This window comes from Ketobacter sp. MCCC 1A13808, assembly GCF_009746715.1.
Classification (GTDB): Bacteria; Pseudomonadota; Gammaproteobacteria; order Pseudomonadales; family Ketobacteraceae; genus Ketobacter.
In genome coordinates, this window is record NZ_VRKW01000015.1 from 54,429 (window position 1) to 75,028 (window position 20,600).

A 20,600-nucleotide genomic window follows, 5' to 3' on the forward strand; every position below is an offset into this window, starting at 1 on the left:
CCTTTCTACCTTGAATACAAGTTAATAGCTCGATGCCGGCTTCGGCTACCTGATTCTATTACCTTTTTGTGGCCCTTGTGTTTCAGCTTAAACATCCTGTATAAAAATGGAGGCGAACGATGATGAGTAAACCAGAGAGGTAAACGTGCTTTATTTAAAAAATATTTTGTCTCTGGTTGCCTTACTGATGCCTGCGTCCGTATATGCAGAGTTTGAATGGGTTTCATTCACGTTGGACAACGACCTGTTTCTAGGTGACGATGGGGGCTATACCAACGGACTCTATTTGGCATTCTATGATTCCGAAAAACAAGCAACGCACCCGGAACCGTCTTGGTTACTGACGCCCTTGCAATGGAGCATTAGAGACACCAGCACCGTCACTGCGATTAGTGCATACACCCTTGGGCAAACCATGGTGACACCTGCGGATATTACCGTCACGCTGCCCGACAAAAATGATATGCCCTATGCCGGCTTACTGTTCATCAACAGCACGTTTTTGTCAGTCAATACGAACTACGCTGACAAAATTGGCGTCACCCTGGGCGTGCTCGGCCCACTTTCATTGGCAGAACAATCTCAGAAATTGATACATAAAATGCTTGGGTCAGAAGAACCTAAGGGCTGGGACACACAACTGGAAAACGAATTGGTATTTCAGTTAGATCGGGCCAGGGCTTGGCAATTCTGGCAATCCAACGATCAACGTTGGGATCTGGTGACGCTGGCTGACCTCACACTCGGCACTATTTCCAGCGCCATCAACGCCGGTGCTATGATCCGGTATGGAACCCGGTTATCTGATTCCTATGCAACCACACTTTTTGGGAATACCAGAACCACCAATCCCATTTCCATTGCTGGAAGTTGGAACCTCTACGCGGGGATCAAAGCCGGCTACAAATTCAATGACATTTTTATGGATGGCAATACCTATCGCGACAGCCATTCAATCGAATATAAACACGAAAGTGTCGGCGTCATACTGGGGTTTACCTTTAGCTGGGACGGCTATTCTCTTGCATTGGCTGCAACGGACTCCAACCTTTTGGTAGGTAAATCAGGATACCCATCCGAAAGCGATGCAAGATTCGGTACCCTGACTCTGGCTATTCAGCTGTAAGTCTACCTCTCAGCAGAAAATGACTTATTTTGCCGAGGTTTCACGAACTTTAATGTCATTCGATCGCTTTCGCCGATGGCAAGATACTTCTTCCTATCCTTTTCACCTAATCGCAATGAAGGAGGCAAAGTCCAGACGCCCTCAGGGTGCTGTGTGCTATCTTTTGAGTTTGCATTGATTTCAGAACTTTCCAGCAACTCGAAGCCCGCCTTTTTGGCAATATTAACAACATAGGATTGCTGCATATAACCACTGGATTCCATGTCGTCAATCGGCCTGGATTCAGGCAAACGATGTTCGACGACACCCAGAATCCCACCGGGTTTGAGTGCGGTAAAAAACGCTTTAAATGCGGATATTAACCGTTCCTCACCGCCCCCCCGCATATACCAATTGTGGATATTGCGAAACGTTAACACGCGATCAACACTGCCGGCCGGCGCAATCGCACCCTGTGATGGTGGATCAAATGTTGTAATCTTCATACCGCTGTAAAGCGCCTGCTGAGAGGCTGTCTTTTCTTCAAACCGCTGACGCGATTTACGAAAGTAATCGGAGCTTGAGTTCTCATTGAATTGGGCGGCATAAAGCTGCCCATTGTCTTTTAAATAAGGGGCAAGGATTTCGGTATACCAGCCACTGGCGCCGGGCCAAATTTCAACGACATGATGACTTGGCTCCACTCCAAAAAACATCAGAGTTTCATAGGGGTGACGATATTCATCCCGAGGGCTGCTCTGGACGCGATGGCTGGCCTCAATTGCGCTTTTCAGCGCCTTGTTTTCTGCGTAGGCTTGATATGGCAGCACTAGTAAAAATACACATAACAATCTGATTATCATGATTTTCAATCCTTTTTATCCAACGTAAGTTCGATTGATTTGCTGTTCCCTGCAAACCATTTTTGTACATACAGGGTTCCGACTATGGGGGCGGTTCCCTCATCCGGAATTTCTTTGAATCGAACGCTGTTTTTAGTTTCCTTTTCGTATTCGAATTTCACGGTTTTCTTGGACATCTGACGAACTCCTATTGCAAGATACGCTTGTTTAATTTTTATACACAACAAGACCCACACAGACATACTATGCGGTTCTTCATAGTGGGGATAGTATTCTGAGACTTTGCATGGGAAGAAAAGTGCCGGTTGAGCGCACGGAAGGGATTGATGTTGAACTGGGGAACGAAGCGGCTTCTTAATTACTCATCAATATCGTGATCCGTCGGCTCAAAAATCTGAAAATGATTACGTCCCCGCTGTTTGACTTTATACATTGCTTTATCCGCTTGGTTTATCAGGTCAGATAGCTGATCGCCGTGTTGAGGATACAAGGATATGCCAATACTGGCGCCCACATAATCTTCGCATCCTGCGGCAAATTCAATGGGTTTGGTAATGTAATCCAGTAATTTTTGGGCAATCACGGAGACTGAGGCAATTTGAGTGCCCGGGCAGACAAAAACCAAAAATTCATCTCCTCCCCAGCGAATCACCAAATCCCCATCACGCAGCGCCTCTTTCATCCGCTCGGCAATTGAAACCAGTACCTTATCGCCCGCCTCATGCCCATAGGTATCATTGATAGGTTTAAAGCGATCCAGGTCGATTAACATTAATGCACACATCTGATCTTCGTCATGAGCTTTTTGCAACGCGTCCTCTAGTAAACGTTCACCAGCTCGACGGTTGTATAGTTGTGTCAATGAATCTCTTTCCGCTTCTTGCCGAATGCGTTGCTCGCGTCTGGCGCGCTCTGAAATATCGTAAAGAATACATTCAATCAGTAACTCATCCTGTTCATCGCGAACGGGAGAAAAAAGTGCATGCAGCCAGCGGCGCGAGTTCCGTTGTGGACTGGCTAACTGAAGATCCTGACTCAAGGCTGAACTGTCTCGTGCCCCCTTCAACAACTCTCCCACCAAATGCACATCTTCAAACAGGTCCACAAACTTCAACGTGTCTTTACTTTCATCGCCAACAATAGAGGACATAATCGCATCAAATGAAGGGTTGGATAAGGTTATTCTTCCGCTATCATCAACCAATGCAATACCACAGCTGGCTTCTTCGAATATGAGCCTGAACCGCTTTTCAACGGATTCGACATACAATCGTAAGCGCCGTTCTTCTTCTAACGTGATCTGGACGGAATCCAAAAGTTCATTGGTATCCGATATCAATTGACCAACTTCGTCAGATCGGTGTCCCCGCAACATGGGTAATCGATCGCTGCTACCGGGTGACGTGGAGTGCAGCAGCTCAGCAAGCTTTTTCAGGGGGCGGGTCAACATACCATTAATTAATAGAATAACTAACAGAGTTAAACCCAATGAATGAGCAACCAGAGTAAGCACGTAAACCCGGGCCACCGTGTTTGCGCGATCTTCTATATCTTCGTTATTCGGCCTTAAAAGAATCTCGCCAGTGGACTCATCTGGCATAAAGGGTGATACCAGCTTAAAATGGCGTACCTTACTTTCATCCGTTGGAGAGCCATCGGCACTAACCCAGTCTCCAATATCGATACGCATACCCGATGTTGAACGTAGTGAAGATGCCAACACAATATCGTTGCTAGCCAAACCACGAACCACCTCTTTAGCGAGTTCCTGATTATCCAGATACGCCGCCACCGCTGCACTACTTTCTATGGTAGAGACCAATTGATCGATCTGGTGATCTGCCTGCGACAATTGTTCGTTATAGATTTGCTTATAAAAGTAAAAAGACAGTAAAAGCGTTTGTAAAGCTGCCCCTATCAGAATGAATACACCAGTACGTAAAGACAGAGAGTGATGGAGTTTAATTGACACGGGCTACAACCTTAACGCTGTTATCCAGATTAACGCTTTCGATATATCCGATCGCATTTATATTACTGCGCACCGCTGACAATACGCTGTTATTGTCGTTCAACACTTGTGGAGGCGTTGCCCGGCCAGTAAATAAAAGTTTTGCCCAATAGGCAGTTACTTGGCCAATACTTTTATTTACAAGGCTACGATAGAAATCTTTTCTCACCATGGAGTCTGGATCCTGATCCAATCGATATACCAGACTACCATCAGGGAAATGTAAGTTGCGCCCCATATATAGGTCAACCAATTCTCGATGACTAAACCCGGAGACCGGGTTTGCCTCATTGACTACCACGACAATGTCGGCGCGAGCCAGGCAACCGAACACCAATCCAAATAACAATAGCGTGACGTGTTTCAGTAACTTATTCATCGAAATACAAAGTTCAGATTAACAGAGAAAGTGTCAATTTCCTGATTCGTATCAGGCACAGACCGTATATCCCAAAGACCGCCAGAATAGCCATCTATCCAGGAATGATCCCATTGAGCTTTTAACGCCAGGTTATAACGAAGGTCCCACCGCAATCCGGTAGATACACTGCGCTGCCCGATTCGGGTCGAGTCAAATACGGTTTGTGTCGTTTGTCTGAGAAAAGCTAATTGTTCCGTAATAATAGGCGCCGGAGTTAATACCGGAGACTCAGGAAGCACTTTTCTTGGTTTCCTCGGCTCGATGAATGCACCCAATATGAACGGTGTAACTGAACCAACTTGATAACCAACGCTGAAATAACCATTCACAGACGGCGGATACACTTCCATATCGGAGGCAAAATAACTGATCTCGGATTGTATATGCCAAGGATTGGCGATATAAGAAGCACCAACGGCATAATACTGAATTTTCGGCTTGTTTATTTTCAAACGTTCACTGATTGCAGTGGCTTCCGGCCAGATCACCGACGCTTGCAATAACGCATCTGCGAGGGGGTCCGTACCGGGAAAATAATTTCCCTCCTGACCAAACTCGTTTTCCGACGCGCTGAATTTCAATTGCCAATGCTCCGTCTCCCAGCTAATAGTCGCTCCTACACTCATTTTGAGCTCCAGATCAATGAGCGTATCGGCAACAGATATTGTGGACTGACTGGTGTTGATGGCCAGTTTTGCGCGTAAAGTACCCTTCCCCAAATGGGACGACCAGATCGCGTCTACACCATCACGGTTAGCAAAAGCCAAAGGTGTGTAAAATTCAGGAGGTGGCCGAGTCCATAGGTAGGCGAAACCCACGTTACGATAATCAGAAAGCATAAACAGATCCGTTCCCATACGACCTGCGCGGATAGTCCAGTCAGGGCTCAGGCGATAACGCAAAAAAGCCCACTCAAGGCTGTTCTTTAAGCTGTCCTCGGCTCGGTCCTTCCCTACGAACTGCACCGCGCCGCCCAGACGATCACCGAACTGCATATCCATTTGGAGGCCCAGCACAGAATCCGGTACAAAGGACCAGTCGCCGTCAAATAGACTTTCGCGATCCAGGTCACCTCGGAAACCGAGATTGTCGTCTCCGCCACGGGTCAGTGCCAGTGTGCCGAAACTACTGAAGCGGAACATCTTTTTCCCCGAGACTTCCTGGGCCATACCCAAACTGCTTTGGTACAAAAGTGTTAAAAACAGGAACAGCGGTACAAACCGCTGAAATAATTTCATTTATTCAACCCTGAGAACAAGATTAAAGCACTAAGAATTAAGAGCTTAGATCAATTGTAGCAGTAAAAAGAATAAACAAAAGATGACACATACCGGGCGTACTCCGGCCGAACTTTAATTCAGTGCCGCCATCGGAACAATCGGCAAAACCACACTGAACGGGTACTGAGGACTATTGTGAATCGTTGTAATGCCGCCTGCCGCACGTTCCTGACGCGGGCAATTCAAAATGCCCTGTGCTTGATTGCTGGGGCTGATCGCAACCCGGAGCTTATTACCCTTGCGAATAACCGCGCTGGTGGGAAATATTTCTATTTGCATCTTTACAATTTCCCCCGGAGATAACAACCGGGCTTTCTCCTGAGTCAGATAGTGATACGGCTGTATCATTTCACCTTTCAATATGCGTGAGCGCTGCTGATCTACCGCCCGTAAAGAAGCTAAAAGCAACCCGTTGGAAAGCGGCATGGCATGCTCCTGAGTCGATCGCATGAGCTGAGACATATGTTCTGGATAGGCCAGCATTGCCGGAATATTCTGTGTTGAAAGTAACTGCGTTATCAACATCCATGTTCGCAAAACCGGCCTGCTCATCCTCACCAAACAACTCCCAACCACCCTCAGAGGCACCGGTACCAAGAGCATCCACCGCTACCTGAACGTAGCCCCGCCTCACCATAAAAAAATCCGGAGTGCCCAACATCAGATGATAAAACGTTACTTCCAACAGTGCCCGGGAATTTCACTGGGCTCAGGGAGAAACACTTTTTGAACGGGGCGGGTGGCTTAGGTATTACATGAGGCTTATAGCGAAGGAAATGGGTTCTTCCCATGAAGACGGCTATCTCATACGCACCCGAATTTCACAGGATCTTCAAGCCGCCATGCTGGGTATAACCAGGCAAACACTCAACAAGGAAATGGCGGAATTAAAAAGATCTGGTGTGATCAAGAAGCTCGGATCCCATTACTGGGTTAAAGATTGAATGCCAATATCTATAATCACACCACGGACCACACCACATTGTCTCTATGGCTGGCTCGTGGTGCAGGTCTCCACGCTACCTATTCAGCCATCGCTACCTTTTCAGTTTTAACGACCTCAGACCAGCTGATTAAAGCACCCTTGCCTTTTGCTTTTTCTGCCTCGCCCTTTTTCATATAGGACACCAGCTCACCAGATGGATGCTCTACATAAAATGCGACATGACTAAACAGTTTTAAACCGGTTGCTTTATCATATACATACGCTGCATTAATCTTTTCGCCGGTTTCACTGAGTTTCTTATAGTCTGCGGTCATCTCCGCCACTGAGTCATAGGATTTTATCCCGGACTTATCCAGCCATATTTCCGCAGGCGCCAGATTTTTATCATCAACAACCGGTGTCACCATTGTAGTCAATTGCTTGTCATAACTCACACCGCGAGCTTCGTACGCTGCCTTCACATAGGTTGAATCGATCCATTTTTCGAACGTTAACGGGGGTACATCTTTTTCCTTCATTAGAAGATCATGATCGTACTTTAACGCAGCAACCCACTCAGGTTTGATTGACGCTTCGAAAGTGGATATACCGCCTTTGGAGAAATAAAGATAAAGGACTTCTTTTTCAATGCCGGTCCACTCCCCTACTTTGGTTGCAGCCATAACCGGATCAGCGTTAATCCAATCCTGAGCTTCCAATGTCGCATTTAAATACGCCTGAACAATTTCAGGATACTTTTCTGCAAAAGCGGTCCTTACAACGGTGCCGTGAAATGTCGGAATATCCGCTTCGCTGCCGTCATATATTTTGCGACCTGTACCACGAAACTCCATAACCTCAGACCAGGGACAAAAATCCGAATGAGCGTCTATTTTACCCTGGGCGATATTACTGACGCCAACCGGAGGCGCCTGGTTCTTTAGCTCCACCCCATCCAGCATATCGTGGTCCCGCAACACTTTTAATGTCATTCCCCATGCCGCACTTCCGACCGGTGTGGAAATAGTTTTACCTTTTAACTGGTCTAACGAATAGACATCGGAATTCATTGGCACAACAATGCCGTTCCCTGTCCCTTTCAGGTTATAACCCGTCACGGCAATGAACCGGCTCTCGGTTTTTCCGAGTTCTTCAAACTTCGCCCCGTTCACTATGAGAGGATAATCGCCCATGACCCCGAACGATAATTTGCCTGCGATCATTTGATTGGTAATCGGGGGACCGGAAGTGTAATCCTTATATACAATTTTATAATCAGCATCGCTGTACTTACCGTCCTTGGGAAGATGTTTTTCAAGCAGCTTTAACTTTTCAAGAATAATCCCTCCGGGAACCGTATTCGTAACCGTACTTTGATGTCCGATTCCTATGGTAATTGTTTCAGCACCGACAATCGGTGCCACCAGAGATGCTACCCCACACACAATAAGTGATCTGGTCTTATTCAAGCCCGCAAACATATAGTTCTCTCCTCAGGATTCTTAACATACTTTACTAACTGACCCGCCTGCGATTCGAATTCACCGATTCACACGCTGTCATAACTTGTAATAACCATTTGAATGACAACATAAAGTAGAGCACGTAGCGTGCCAAAGATCACCCAATAAACATATAACTATCTGATATTAAGAGGTATTTTTCGTATCCAAACAGAATATTTTCTAGCGCTGATAATAAGGTGGTCGCAAGAAATAAGTGCACGTAAGATCGAAAACCAGAAATGGCAGCACATTGCTAGGGCGCGCAAAAATAGGGTTTTAGAACAAGTAGTACAACTGAAAAATTGGGAAATGACGCTCAAAGTATTTGATAGGCCTACGCTGGCGGGCTATCTATTATACGTAAGCTTCTCGGCTATGACGATCGGGGCTTGTATTACCAGCGCCCACGACCAGTATTCAGTAGAACATTTTTGCAATGATCCAACCGGGCCTCACTCAATGTTTACTTTTAACTTGTAGACAGGCCCGGTACCGCTAAAATTCACCCATTCTAATGGTAGGGTTTACAACACTGAGCAATCCCTTCGGACATAGCGCCACCATCAGTGCATTTTTTCGCGATATCAGACAGTGTGATCATACCTCTGAACTGTTTGCTCGACTGGTCCTTTAGAACTACTAGCCGTTGAATTTGGTGCTGTTTCATATTGTGAAGAATATCTGAGATATCATCATCCTCGAAGCAATAGAACACTTTCTCCGTCGCTATATCCGATACTTTCGCGCCCAAATCTTTACCTTGGGCAACCGCCTTTAACACGATATCGCGATCTGTGACGATGCCCACCAATTTTTGCTTACTATCGTCTCCCACAGGTAAACATCCGCATCCTGTTTCGCGCATGATTTCTGCTACTGCTTGTATGGAAGTGGTAGCATCAATGAATTCCGGTTTATGGGTAGCAACATGTTTAACTTGCATAAATTATATCTCCGTTAATTTTTTCTAGATAATGTAAGAGAGGTACACATCTAATATCCCTCTGGGTTTAAATAAGCAAACGCCACACCAATTATAGGTATCCGCAATTTCATTTTTGAATAACGATTTCTAGCAGATTTTTAATTGCACATTTACAATTCAACAACCTCATAAATCGCATGTCTATTAGATGATGATCCAGATGATCCACTTTTAATATGCGACGTTCTGACGGAACTTCACATCCCAAAATCTAGTATCAGAATATCCAATGATCGCCAACAAAATTGGAATTAACTTTTACCTTTTTCTTTAGTTACCACATATCCGATTAATCCAGCGCCCAACTAACGAAACAGGTGGCTCTTTTCCAACAGTATCAGCCACTTTCGCCCCCCTCTTACCCATCGGGCGATCTTCGCCTACAGTGGTATCAATACAGGTTTGATGTTCTAACTCAGCATTCAATTCAGCCCCGATCAGGACAACATACGCGGTTAGATAAAACCAGAAAAGCAATAAAACCACTGCCCCTATAGATCCGTACACCTCGTTGAAATTCCCAAACTCAGACACATACCAAGAGAACAACGCAGATCCGGTGATCCACAGAATGGTTGCCAACACGGCGCCTGGAGTAACCCACCGCCAACGGGCCTGGCGTCGATCCGGCGCTATTCTGTATAGTACCGACAGCAAACATATAATAATGATCACCAGAACCGGCCATCTTAAATAACTAAACGACATTTGGATCAAGCGGTTAGTATTAAAAAATTCCAACAATACAGGTATGAGCGTGAGCGTGATTAGTGAGATAGTTACAAAAACAATCGCACCAACGGTCAATAGCAAAGCAACCGCACGAATCCGGATTACACCTCTACTTTCATGCTCTTCGTACACAATATTCAACGCAGTTATTAAAGCCAGGGTGCCTTTCATTGAACTCCAAAAAGCAAATAACAAGCTAGCGAATGCGCCCAAACCGAGCGTAGTACTCGATTGCGATGTCACCGATTTGATTTGGTCTAATAATACAGAACTTGCCTCCGACGGAAGCAAGCTGGTAAACGATTGTAACTGGTTAAGCGCATCGGCTGTATCGGTTAACAAACCGTATAAAGAAATGAAGGCAGCCATTGCTGGAAAAACCGCGAGGAAAAAATAAAATGCAACGCCAGCTGAAACCAAACCCAGATTATCAACGTCCATTTCTTGCTTGGCTCGCATTATCACGTCGCGCCAACCTGTGCTAGGCATCCCTTGGGGACTGATCGCATTCCTGCCGCGCGCCGAAGCATCATAGTGATTTTCTGAATTTGTCGAAGCCGAGGTCATAAGGGGTTCCAATGAAGTAAGCGAATGTCGGCTAGGAGCGCCCTGCCATCAAAACCTGCTAATCGGCAAACCGAGTAAACAGGTCCAAGTTAAGAGAGACCAGCCGGTTTTAAATCGGTAACTCCTGTGGCGGCTCTTTAACCGGAATTTCCTGAGGTTGGTCCGGTGGAATCTCGATTGGGGGTTCCTGAGGTTGCTCTGGCGGAATTTCAACGGGAATCTCTTCGGGTTCCTGGGTAGGAATTTCCACCGGAGGTTCCTGTGGAAATTCCTCCGGCGATTGCGTCACTAAACGAGAGGTGTTGCGGAATCCGTCTTCGAAATTCGAAATTAAGTAAGTCACACTTACCTCCAATAATGAGTTCCGTGATAGTCCCTAAAACCGTTCTCCGTTACAAAGCTCTTTTACAGTCCAACTTAAGATGTCCAACGTCTGGCCATCCATTTTAGGACTGCCTGATGACGCCACATGCCTGTCGAGCGCCGCCTCCACCGAGTTTTTCCGGTGAATCGGAATAGGTATCCCCTCCTTCGTGAATCATGACAGCTCGACCATCGATATCATCCAATTCTAAACGCGGTGCAAATACGGGCGTCCTGGCCATGCCATCCGAAGTCACGATGAGTACCGGTAGATCGCCTTTGTGCCCGTTCTCCCATGGCGCTTTATGAGACTGCTTACCTTCGGGGTCGTAATGGCCCCCCGCTGCCACCGCCGCAGTCTTGACTCCCGCTTTCATTCCTGGTTCACAGCTAGGATTTTCGTGAATATGAAAGCCATGGCTACCAGGTTTTAGTCCAGCTAAATCTGGAGTAAAGACTAAACCTTTACTCGACTTTGAAGGATGAATTTCAATGGTTCCAATTGATTTTTCAACGCCGGAAGCGGAGACTAAATGCATTGGAACGGTTATAGAGCCAGCCTCTTCTGCATTAGCGGTGGCACACATGAGTGAAACCAAAGCTAATAGAAAAATCGGCTTTAACGTGTATTTTTTTGATTGAGGTTCGCTGCCCACACCAATACTCCCTTTGTTTTATGAATTTCGTGACCTATCCAGTGAAGCAACACCAATGCCAATATTCAGATAAGCACGAAGCTAAGGTGCAATACCGGCTGAAACTACTTTCGTAAAAAGAAAAGCAGCATTATTCTGAATTAATTACAATATATTGTAATAATTTATCGTAAAGACTTTAGATGTGTTGACACAATTCTGATTGGTAGGCTTCTAAACAGCACCCGGCGTATAAGCCGCTATATAAACTCCGTAAGGTTGCATCTCCAATATATCGTCGAACTGGTGAAATTTAGAAAAACCAATATTCCAAACTATGCTGCAATGCGATAACAAATTACTGCCTAAGAACTGTATTGGATAATCTGCTTTTTCTCACTTAAAAGGAATTGTCACTCCAAAACAAGCAATAGAGCACGCCACTCTTGCAAGCCTTGCAATGGCTCCAGTTGATTATTGTAAGTCTTACAACCGCAAACAATACGAAATGAACACCCGATATACCTGAGCGCCGTAGCCGCTCGGCTCGATGATTATTAATGCAGATAAGTTTCGGCCCCGGACTTGCAACAAACTCAAACAAATTTACTCATTCGGCGGCCAGCCTCGTAAATCCTTCACAAGACCAAATTCGTTTCCAATGCATCGCCTGATTAATGAACCATGGTGCTCCATGGAAACGGTTTAATACGAAGGGAAAGGCTGACGCACTTAATACAGAAGGACGACAATGACATCAGAAGCCCCGCGTCAACGAGATCTAGACCGGCTGGAAAAATCCGATGCGCGCAGGCGCGAATCCCCGAGTGCGGCGGTTGTCTACGAGGCCATCCGGAGTGAAGCAGAATCGGAGCTTAAACGCCCCTTGATGGGTATTGCGTGGTCCGCTTTGGCTGCAGGTTTATCCATGGGCTTTTCATTCGTTGCCCAGGCTTTATTGCACGGTTATATTCCCGATACCAGTTGGCGCCCCGCGGTCACAAGTTTCGGCTATTCAATTGGCTTTCTCTTCGTGGTTCTGGGGCGTCAGCAATTATTTACTGAAAACACATTGGCGCCGGTTCTGGAAGTACTGCGAAAAACCAACACTACTGCCATAATCGGTACACTGAAACTGTGGCTAGTTGTGTTGCTGGGTAATATGGCAGGTACTGCTTTATTTGCCTATACACTTGCCAACTTCGATATATTACACGGCAACGCGGATATGGCGCTGTCGGCGATTTCCGCAACGGAGTACGGCACACCATTCCTAACGATGATGATACGCGCTGTGTTTGCCGGTTGGCTCATTGCCATGATGCTCTGGCTTATGCCATTTGCGGAAACGGCGAGAGTCGGTGTTATTATCGTGGTGACCTATGTGATCGGATTAGCCCACTTCCCTCACATTGTAGCGGGTTCCGTTGCGGCAATTTACGCTGTGTTGAAAGGAGACGCTACCTGGTTTCAGTTTTTCTTTGAATTCTTCGCACCCACGTTAGCAGGCAATATGTTGGGTGGCATAATGTTGGTTGCCGCCATTAACTATGCACAGGTCGCCTATGGGGAACATACTGAAATTCACAATAGGGACCTGTAATTTTCAGGCGTGACCCGATAACGCCTTGGAGGTTGGATGCTTAGGTAACCCCAGGGATATTAGAGCGGCCAGTCCGATAAAGAGGCCCGAAATCCACAAGCACATTTCCAGACCGTATTTCTGAAACACCCAGCCTGACAGCAACGTTCCAATTAAACGCCCCATAGCATTGGCCATATAATAAAAACCGACGTCCAGGGATACTCCGTCATCTCCTGCATAGCTGACGATCAGATAGCTGTGTAATGACGAATTTATGGCAAATAGCGCCCCAAAAACCATCAAACCGCCCAGTAATACCGGTTGAACCTGCCATTGCAGCGACAACGATACCGCTATCAAAATCGGCGTAACGGCCAGTAACAGCGCCCAGCCCAAGGCATCACGTCCATCAGGAACACGCCCGTGTCTGTTGCTCGTCAACTTAGGCGCAAAGCCCTGCACAATGCCATAGGCAATCACCCAGGCTGCTAAAAAGCCGCCTACGGTCCAATGGTCCCAGCCGAATGTACCCGCCAGATAAACCGGCAGCGCGACCACAAACCACACATCACGAGCTCCGAACAGGAACATGCGTGCCGCCGATAGATAGTTAATCGCGCCGCTTTTTGAAAATATCTCAGTAAATTTTGGTTTACTTTTAGCTTTGCCTAAATCCTTCTTCAAAGTGAACAAACTGAAAATCCAAACCACGGCCAATGCTATCGCCATCGCAGTCACTGCGCCCCTGAAATCCAGCATGCTTAACAAGACACCTCCCAGAAAAAAACCGGCACCCTTCAGAGCATTTTTGGAACCGGTCAGAATTGCAACCCACTGGTAAAGCTGACTTTGCGCATCCGACGGAACCAGCATCTTGATCGAGCTTTTGGCGCTCATTTTATTCAAATCTTTGGCAATTCCCGACAATGCTTGAGCCGCCATCACCCAAGGAACCGTCAGCAACCCGATTGGCACTAACAACATCGCCAATGCCACAATTTGCAGCAATAAGCCTATGTTCATGGTTTTATTCAAACCGAGATGGGCGCCAAGCCAACCTCCTACCAAATTGGTAATCACACCGAATATCTCATAAAAGATAAACAGCATTGCGATCTCCAAAGGGCTGTACCCCAAATCATAAAAATACAGCACCACTAACATGCGCAATGCGCCATCGGTCAGAGTGAAAGCCCAGTAATTCCCAGTAACTACTATATACTGTCGGATTTCCGGTGCAAGTTGCGCCAGCCACTTCATCACGCCTATTCCTGATCGCCAAGACCGACCAATCTAACCAATTCAGCGGTCCTGTTCGCATAACCCCATTCGTTGTCGTACCAAGCATAGATTTTCACCATGGTGCCATTTACGACCATGGTGGACAGCGCGTCGATAATACTGGAGCGCGGGTCGGTTTTATAATCGATGGACACCAGTGGGCGCTCTTCGTAACCAAGAATATTTATTAATTCTGATTCCGCTGCCGTGCGGAAAAATTGATTCACTTCCGCTTCAGTTGTGGACCGGCTGACTTCAAACACACAATCCGTTATTGACGCATTGGCCAACGGTATGCGCACCGCATGACCGTTCAGTTTGCCTTTTAGTTCGGGGAAAATATGCGTGATCGCCGTCGCGGAACCAGTGGTAGTTGGGATCATGCTCATGCCGCAAGCTCGGGCGCGGCGCAAGTCTTTGTGTGGCGCATCCAGAATAGTCTGGGTGTTCGTCAGATCATGAATGGTAGTCATCGACCCGTGCACGATACCCAGGTTATCCTGCAAAACCTTCACCACCGGTGCCAGACAATTTGTGGTGCAAGACGCTGCGGTAACAATCGGATGAAGATCTTTGTCGTACAGATGATGATTAACCCCCATGACGACATTCAACACGCTTTCTTCTTTCACCGGAGCGGTAACGACCACCCGCTTGACACCCTGGTCCAAATATTCCTGCAGAACTGCTGTGGTTTTCATCTTACCACTCGCTTCAATAACCACATCGCAACCAGCCCAATCTGTTTCTGTAATGGCTTTGTTACGGGTACAAGGAATTGACTGACCATCGACGACCATGGTACTACCATCGTATCCGGCATCATGATGCCAACGCCCATGCACAGAATCAAACGTCAACAGATGCGCTAGCGTCGCCGCATCACCGGCGGGATCGTTGATGTGAACTATCGTTACATCGTCCCAATCAAACAACACCCGCATAGACAGGCGCCCCATACGACCGAAACCGTTAATTCCAACTTTAATAGACATAAATACCTCCAACAGAATAATACAACTGAATAAAACCAACCTGTGCTTCTGTAGTATTTACCGATGCGGACGACTATTGAGCCATCGAGATCGGCGCATTCACGCGGGATTAAACCAATGTGGCGTGCGATTTATTATGTAAACCAAAGACAACATTACAGGCACTTCAACCAGCACTCCCACGACCGTCGCCAGCGCTGCTCCAGAATGTAAACCAAATAAAGAAATGGCAACGGCGACTGCCAATTCAAAAAAATTAGAAGTACCGATCAGGCAAGCAGGACCTGCGACGTTATGTGGCAATTTCAGAATACGGGCACCGCCGTAAGCAATTACAAAAATGCCATAGGTTTGAATCAACAGGGGTATTGCGATAAGAACGATGGTTTGGGGTTGTTGCAGGATCGTTTGCGCTTGAAAGCCGAACAGTAAAACTACGGTGCCCAACAAGCCAATGACAGACCACGGTTTTAGCTGAGCTAAAAAGCGATGCAAGCCTACGCCATCGCGGCCTTTTTCTAGCTGGTGTCGGGTGACTACCCCAGCAATCAAAGGCAAAACAACGTATAACAGCACTGAGAGCAAAAGCGTTTCCCAAGGTACTGTGATATCACTGACACCCAACAGAAATGCAGCAATCGGGGCGAAGGCAAACACCATAATGATGTCGTTTACCGACACCTGAACCAAGGTATAATTCGGATCCCCCTTTGTCAGTTGGCTCCAGACAAATACCATTGCGGTACAAGGCGCTACTCCCAGCAGAATCATCCCTGCTATGTATTCATTGGCGCTCTGTGGATCAACTATTGAAGCAAAAAACACTTTAAAAAACAGCCAGCCTAACGCGGCCATAGTAAAAGGCTTAACCAACCAGTTGATTACCAAAGTCAGTATTAGCCCCTTCGGCTTTTTACCCACATCCTTGATTGCAGAAAAATCAATCTGAACCATCATTGGGTAAATCATTATCCAAATGAGCACCGCCACCACGATATTGACGTGTGCCCATTCCAGCGACGCAATCGTCGCAAACTGTTGTGGGATCAGGTTACCGAGCAATACGCCAACGGCAATACATAAAGCAACCCAAACCGAGAGGTAGCGTTCAAAAATACTCATTTACAATAAGTCTCCCCGGCATTCATTAGGTGTATACAATCATGCACGTCATCAATACAGAGACTAACAACAGGCTTTCATACGATCTGGTCGATCGCCCATGGCGGCCAACCTTTTCACATTATTTTTAAGAAACGCCGTATTCGCTTCTCGGGTGGCGGATAACACGGATTTGGCCCACTCAGGTAGATCGGGGTTAATTTTGTAAAACACCCATTGTCCCTGGCGACGATCAACCAACAGTTCACATGATCGTAATTGCGCTAAGTGACGTGACACCTTAGGCTGGATTTCGTCTAAGGCTTCAGTCAGTTCACAGACACAAAGTTCGCCTTCTTGCGCTATCATAAGCAGGCACCGCAACCGGGTTTCCTCACTCAGGCACTTGTAAAATTTAACTGGATTCATGGATTTAACGCTGTCCTTCCGATTGTTCTCACTGTCTGGTTCGAGTCGATTCCTCGTACTGGCTTACGCGCCAACGCTGAGACGAGCAATCAACATACACTCGTATTGTTACATATATATGTATTATCATATATATGTTTTTGTGTATATATCGCTAAAAGCGGACCATTCTGTCCATCGAACATCGACGCTGGTTTTCCACTTGGGTGTAATCTGCAGGCTCATTCCAACATTCAACCGTTGAGGCAGCTCATAGGTCACGTTCAGATTTCCCTTGGAACCATTCTGAATTTCCTCCGCGGTGGGCAGATCCACAATCGAACCTACAGCGGCAAGTGCCGCTGGTAAATCTACCATGCCGCCCGGAAGCATCACCGTTGGTCCTTCCGCCACACTATGCGTGTTAAACAACTCATCCTATAAAAAGGCTTTGCCCTCCGGAGTTAAGTTGCCGTCCTCGTCGGTAAAATAAGAAGCATAGGTATCAATCCGCTCTTGCATACATTCACAGTACGCTTCCATTTCCATTTCCAAACCCTATACGCCAGCGATACCCTTCAAATGCATTTGGCGCCCGTTAAGCTGTACCAGCCCTGCTGGATTGAAATGGACCGAATCAATTCCTGGCGGATCAGCCGTAACCGCATGCCCCAAGGATCGCGCTTTGGCACTGCCAACAGTTAAACTGTCAGTAAATGAAGCCTGCACTAGAGGACAAAAACAAACCCACAATGACGAACGAACAAGCGCAACTCAGGTACCCCAAGACCTTACCGAAACCAAAGCGTTTATCCCGCGCCTGGCGGTGATTTATGTACTCAGATTTCATCTTAATTGAACCCCAGAACAAGTTATTTCTATTTTTTTACTTGCAGTTAATCTCGCAAATAAATTAGGGATGAGAGAGGCAGGGCTACCAGCTAGCAATACAGGTGGATGAACAGATAAACACGGGGCAAGTGGGTGCCCATCGGATTAAAAATACAGGAACCATAAACTATATATATCAACGTTTTAACTGGATTATTTAAAGTATTACAAAAGATAACCTGGGTGAGGAAAATGGGAATTTCAAAGCCGCGTATTTTTTCGCAAGACCGCTAGTTGCCCGCGTTCCAAAACAAAAAATAGCCGTTCCGCTCTGAATAGCGATCAGATATACCCGGTTATGCCAGATCCCCCAGACGAGCCAATTGCAGTTGTAGATGTTCCATACTGATATCGGACTCCCGCCTTACAATTTGTGCCAACTGCTGAAGGCGCAATTCCAATGTTGAAATAAGCTGCTCGAAATGTTGCCGCCTGAGCGTAGGATCCGATTGCTGGGTTGGATCCGGTAAGCCCCAATGGGACTTTATTGCCTTTCCAAACCACACAGGACAGGATTCTCCCGACGCCTGATCGCAGACGGTAATCACTACGTCCGGATTGAAATTACTCACTTCGTCCCAGCTCTTACTGTACAAATGTTGGGTGGGGAATCCTCTATTTTTGAGCATTGACAATGTATCAGGATGAATTTGTCCGGCGGGATGACTGCCTGCACTGGTGACAGTCCATAACCCCTGCCCAACCTGCTGGGCAATGCTTTCAGCCAAAACGCTGCGGCAGGCATTATGAGTACATAAAAATAACAAGTTCATTGCACCGTCCTTTGAAAGTATCCAATCCTTTTGATTCCAGTCCGGGGACGCAAACACCAAAGCGTGCAAGTCATTCAGTGTCACCCTCCCAATTTGTTAAGTCCAGCCTGGACAATTTGCTGTGACAGAGGAAGGTACATTAAGGGTTTAGCCAATGTTTGGCCCTCCGTTAAAGACCATTTAATCAAATTCCTTACAGCGAGGTCTTTGTCAGGGTCATTGTAACGTTGATGTAATAACGCCCATGTGTAGGCCACGATCGGATACGAACTATCGCCTTCTGGATCACTGATTGACTCGCTTAAGTCGGACGAGCTCGACAAGGCCGATCCCGAAAGCCCCTCTTCCCCTGCATCCAGGCTTGGCAACACGTATTTTCCGGCCTGGTTTTCCAGTTTCGCGGTTTTTAATCCCAAACGATGAGCAAAGCCGTATTCTACATAGCCTATGCTGTATTTGGTGATAGCAAGCCGTTGGGCGACGCCTTCGTTCCCAGGCGCGGTCATAGTTGACCCAGGCCAATCAATCGTTTTGGCAGCCCCCAGCCCCACCTTCCAGGTTTGGCTAATTGATGACAAATGATGGGTAAATGCATAAGTGGTTCCGCTGCTATCGGCACGGGCCACTACCTGGATAAACTTAGGCGGAAGTTTTAGACCCGGATTAGCTGCTGCGATTCGCGGATCATCCCATCGAGTGATTTTTCCGAGAAAAATATCTGGATACACCTCTCTTGGCAGCTTGATTGTGTCGTCAATGTCATCAAGATGATAGGCAATGCTGATCATCCCCGAGGTCACTATGATTTCACTAATGTCCTCTTTCAATCGAGCAGACTCTGCGGCATTCAAGGGGGCATCGGTGGTACCTATATCGGTTGTTCCTGCGATAAATTCCTCGATTCCAGCGCCACTGCCGATGGAGCGGTAGACTGGCTTCAAATTCGGATTTTTTTGACCCCAAGCCTCCAGTACCCTATTGAAAAACGGGCTTGCAAAGGTCGATCCTGCCACGCTCAATTCCGTGCGTTGATCGGTGGCAGTTGGGGTTTCGATCACGTTTTCATTGGAGTCGCAGCCAGAAAACACGGGTAAAGCCAAGATGAAACCTAAACGTATTATTATTTTCAGCGAAAGTTTCATGCTCATTCCTTTGGAAGCCAATTAGTAAAGAAAAAGAATTATGGTTCAACGTCGAGGCTCAAAATTAGCAAGCGACTGTTACATATATATGAATATCCGTATATATGTAATTTCATACATTAGAACGGGATTAATGGCTGCTCGAGCGCTTCCAGCGCGGTGAGTCAATCACCAACTGGGCATTGGTCAATTCCTGCAACCCGCAGCGCCGACCAAAGGCGTGCTCCATCAATTATTCACTTTACTTTGAGACCTCATGCGAATACGATTCGAACCTTATTCGAATTGAGTTCACCGAATCATGCCGCCGATGCCGAAATATTCAGACCAGGCTCAGGAAGACCTGATCCTGGATAGCGCAGCCAAGTGCATTCAAAGCTCTTCCCTGCTTGATTTCACCATGTCCGCTATCTCCAAAGAAGCGGGCCTATCAATGGGGTCCATCTACAAACACATTCAAAGTAAAGAAGACGTTTTGGTCGCTCTCGGCTATAGGTCGAAAGTCCATTTCAAGAATCTGGTGCATCAGATATTCGAGCTACCGCTGCCACCGGTTGCCAAGATAGTTGCCGTGCAATTGATGGATCACAGCCTGGTTTCTGACATTGGTTTCGGTCCTCAGCTGGAAACCTTGCTAGGCAATGAATCAATTCTGAAGCGCGCCTCCCGCCGCTGGCTTGAAAAATTTATGGAAATTAACATCGAGGTGGAGGACGTGTTTACCCAGCTTTTGCTCCATGCATGTGAAAGCAGTGAGTTATTGGTGGCTCAGGATGAGAAAGCCAATCTGGTGAACGAAATAGTAACCAGTAGCTGGTCACTTTGCGTCGGACATACCCAGGTTGCTATGCAGCGCGGGTCACGCAATATCCTGGACCAAGGAATACCACCGCCGGTCCGATACGAAAGTGACGCCACAATCATTCAGACCTTGAAACGCCTGTTAAATACCTATCAATGGAAATCACCGCTAACCTCAGAGCTTATTGAATACACCTGTGGGCAATTACAACAAAGCGGACTTCGATAAAA

22 protein-coding genes and 1 pseudogene are annotated in these 20,600 nt (G+C 46.8%); 4 read left to right on the forward strand and 19 right to left on the reverse strand.

Annotation, left to right across the window (positions count from 1 at the left end; genetic code table 11):
• The first annotated feature begins 187 nt into the window (after window positions 1–187).
• Window positions 188–1,126, forward strand: coding sequence for a lipid A deacylase LpxR family protein (locus FT643_RS19735; protein ID WP_156873132.1), 939 nt, complete (start codon window positions 188–190; stop codon window positions 1,124–1,126).
• A gap of 2 nt (window positions 1,127–1,128) precedes the next feature.
• Here the strand turns inward: FT643_RS19735 and FT643_RS19740 are convergent, their stop codons facing one another.
• From FT643_RS19740 to FT643_RS24115, 7 genes and pseudogenes are all read right to left on the reverse strand, one after another.
• The gene (locus FT643_RS19740; RefSeq protein ID WP_156873133.1) at window positions 1,129–1,968 is read right to left on the reverse strand and encodes a class I SAM-dependent methyltransferase; all 840 of its coding nucleotides are present in this window, start codon (window positions 1,966–1,968) and stop codon (window positions 1,129–1,131) included.
• Between the two features lie 5 nt (window positions 1,969–1,973).
• The gene (locus FT643_RS23210) at window positions 1,974–2,144 is read right to left on the reverse strand and encodes a hypothetical protein (protein WP_198043729.1); all 171 of its coding nucleotides are present in this window, start codon (window positions 2,142–2,144) and stop codon (window positions 1,974–1,976) included.
• Window positions 2,145–2,326: 182 nt separating this feature from the next.
• Entirely contained in the window at window positions 2,327–3,940 is a 1,614-nt protein-coding gene (locus FT643_RS23960; protein ID WP_156873134.1) for a diguanylate cyclase domain-containing protein, read from the reverse strand.
• On the reverse strand, window positions 3,930–4,358 hold the full coding sequence (locus FT643_RS19750) for a type 2 periplasmic-binding domain-containing protein (protein WP_156873135.1): 429 nt from the start codon (window positions 4,356–4,358) through the stop codon (window positions 3,930–3,932). Before FT643_RS19750 ends, FT643_RS23960 begins: the two co-directional genes overlap by 11 nt.
• Entirely contained in the window at window positions 4,355–5,638 is a 1,284-nt protein-coding gene (locus FT643_RS19755) for a hypothetical protein (protein WP_156873136.1), read from the reverse strand. The genes FT643_RS19750 and FT643_RS19755 overlap by 4 nt, the downstream gene beginning before the upstream one ends.
• Before the next feature lie 114 nt (window positions 5,639–5,752).
• Window positions 5,753–6,205 (reverse strand): CocE/NonD family hydrolase C-terminal non-catalytic domain-containing protein, encoded by a 453-nt coding sequence (locus FT643_RS19760; protein ID WP_232340359.1) that lies wholly within the window; start codon window positions 6,203–6,205, stop codon window positions 5,753–5,755.
• Between the two features lie 19 nt (window positions 6,206–6,224).
• Window positions 6,225–6,341 (reverse strand): annotated as a pseudogene (locus FT643_RS24115) (CocE/NonD family hydrolase); the annotation flags it as partial.
• Between the two features lie 94 nt (window positions 6,342–6,435).
• On the opposite strand from FT643_RS24115, the gene FT643_RS19765 reads away from it, so the two are divergent.
• Entirely contained in the window at window positions 6,436–6,624 is a 189-nt protein-coding gene (locus FT643_RS19765; RefSeq protein ID WP_156873138.1) for a helix-turn-helix domain-containing protein, read from the forward strand.
• Window positions 6,625–6,703: 79 nt separating this feature from the next.
• Here the strand turns inward: FT643_RS19765 and FT643_RS19770 are convergent, their stop codons facing one another.
• The 5 genes from FT643_RS19770 to sodC form a co-directional block, all read right to left on the reverse strand.
• On the reverse strand, window positions 6,704–8,086 hold the full coding sequence (locus FT643_RS19770) for an ABC transporter substrate-binding protein (RefSeq protein WP_156873139.1): 1,383 nt from the start codon (window positions 8,084–8,086) through the stop codon (window positions 6,704–6,706).
• Between the two features lie 535 nt (window positions 8,087–8,621).
• Window positions 8,622–9,053: a CBS domain-containing protein gene (locus tag FT643_RS19775; RefSeq protein WP_156873140.1), complete on the reverse strand. Its 432-nt coding sequence runs from the start codon at window positions 9,051–9,053 to the stop codon at window positions 8,622–8,624.
• A 312-nt stretch (window positions 9,054–9,365) separates the two neighbouring features.
• Entirely contained in the window at window positions 9,366–10,394 is a 1,029-nt protein-coding gene (locus FT643_RS19780; RefSeq protein WP_156873141.1) for a YihY/virulence factor BrkB family protein, read from the reverse strand.
• Window positions 10,395–10,503: 109 nt separating this feature from the next.
• Complete coding sequence (locus FT643_RS19785) at window positions 10,504–10,737, reverse strand: hypothetical protein (RefSeq protein ID WP_156873142.1); 234 nt, start codon at window positions 10,735–10,737, stop codon at window positions 10,504–10,506.
• A 103-nt stretch (window positions 10,738–10,840) separates the two neighbouring features.
• The gene (gene sodC / locus FT643_RS19790; RefSeq protein ID WP_411267821.1) at window positions 10,841–11,413 is read right to left on the reverse strand and encodes a superoxide dismutase [Cu-Zn] SodC; all 573 of its coding nucleotides are present in this window, start codon (window positions 11,411–11,413) and stop codon (window positions 10,841–10,843) included.
• A 730-nt stretch (window positions 11,414–12,143) separates the two neighbouring features.
• Here sodC and FT643_RS19795 point away from each other — a divergent pair.
• Entirely contained in the window at window positions 12,144–12,995 is an 852-nt protein-coding gene (locus FT643_RS19795; protein ID WP_156873143.1) for a formate/nitrite transporter family protein, read from the forward strand.
• A gap of 3 nt (window positions 12,996–12,998) precedes the next feature.
• Here FT643_RS19795 and arsJ read toward each other — a convergent pair whose 3' ends face one another.
• The 7 genes from arsJ to pstS form a co-directional block, all read right to left on the reverse strand.
• Window positions 12,999–14,237: an organoarsenical effux MFS transporter ArsJ gene (arsJ, locus tag FT643_RS19800; RefSeq protein ID WP_156873144.1), complete on the reverse strand. Its 1,239-nt coding sequence runs from the start codon at window positions 14,235–14,237 to the stop codon at window positions 12,999–13,001.
• Between the two features lie 5 nt (window positions 14,238–14,242).
• Window positions 14,243–15,253, reverse strand: a complete 1,011-nt coding sequence (locus tag FT643_RS19805; RefSeq protein ID WP_156873145.1) for an ArsJ-associated glyceraldehyde-3-phosphate dehydrogenase — start codon at window positions 15,251–15,253, stop codon at window positions 14,243–14,245.
• Window positions 15,254–15,352: 99 nt separating this feature from the next.
• Window positions 15,353–16,375, reverse strand: a complete 1,023-nt coding sequence (arsB, locus tag FT643_RS19810) for an ACR3 family arsenite efflux transporter (RefSeq protein WP_156873146.1) — start codon at window positions 16,373–16,375, stop codon at window positions 15,353–15,355.
• Window positions 16,376–16,438: 63 nt separating this feature from the next.
• Window positions 16,439–16,783, reverse strand: a complete 345-nt coding sequence (locus tag FT643_RS19815; RefSeq protein ID WP_156873147.1) for a metalloregulator ArsR/SmtB family transcription factor — start codon at window positions 16,781–16,783, stop codon at window positions 16,439–16,441.
• Window positions 16,784–16,909: 126 nt separating this feature from the next.
• Window positions 16,910–17,155 (reverse strand): outer membrane protein transport protein, encoded by a 246-nt coding sequence (locus tag FT643_RS24120; RefSeq protein ID WP_411267823.1) that lies wholly within the window; start codon window positions 17,153–17,155, stop codon window positions 16,910–16,912.
• Between the two features lie 794 nt (window positions 17,156–17,949).
• Window positions 17,950–18,426 carry an arsenate reductase ArsC gene (locus FT643_RS19825; protein WP_156873149.1) on the reverse strand — a complete coding sequence of 159 codons (477 nt, stop codon included), beginning with the start codon at window positions 18,424–18,426 and terminating at the stop codon, window positions 17,950–17,952.
• 80 nt (window positions 18,427–18,506) lie between these two features.
• The gene (gene pstS / locus FT643_RS19830; RefSeq protein WP_156873150.1) at window positions 18,507–19,568 is read right to left on the reverse strand and encodes a phosphate ABC transporter substrate-binding protein PstS; all 1,062 of its coding nucleotides are present in this window, start codon (window positions 19,566–19,568) and stop codon (window positions 18,507–18,509) included.
• Between the two features lie 310 nt (window positions 19,569–19,878).
• Between pstS and FT643_RS19835 the strand changes: the two genes are divergently transcribed.
• Window positions 19,879–20,598, forward strand: coding sequence for a TetR/AcrR family transcriptional regulator (locus tag FT643_RS19835; RefSeq protein ID WP_198043733.1), 720 nt, complete (start codon window positions 19,879–19,881; stop codon window positions 20,596–20,598).
• Window positions 20,599–20,600 lie beyond the last annotated feature (2 nt).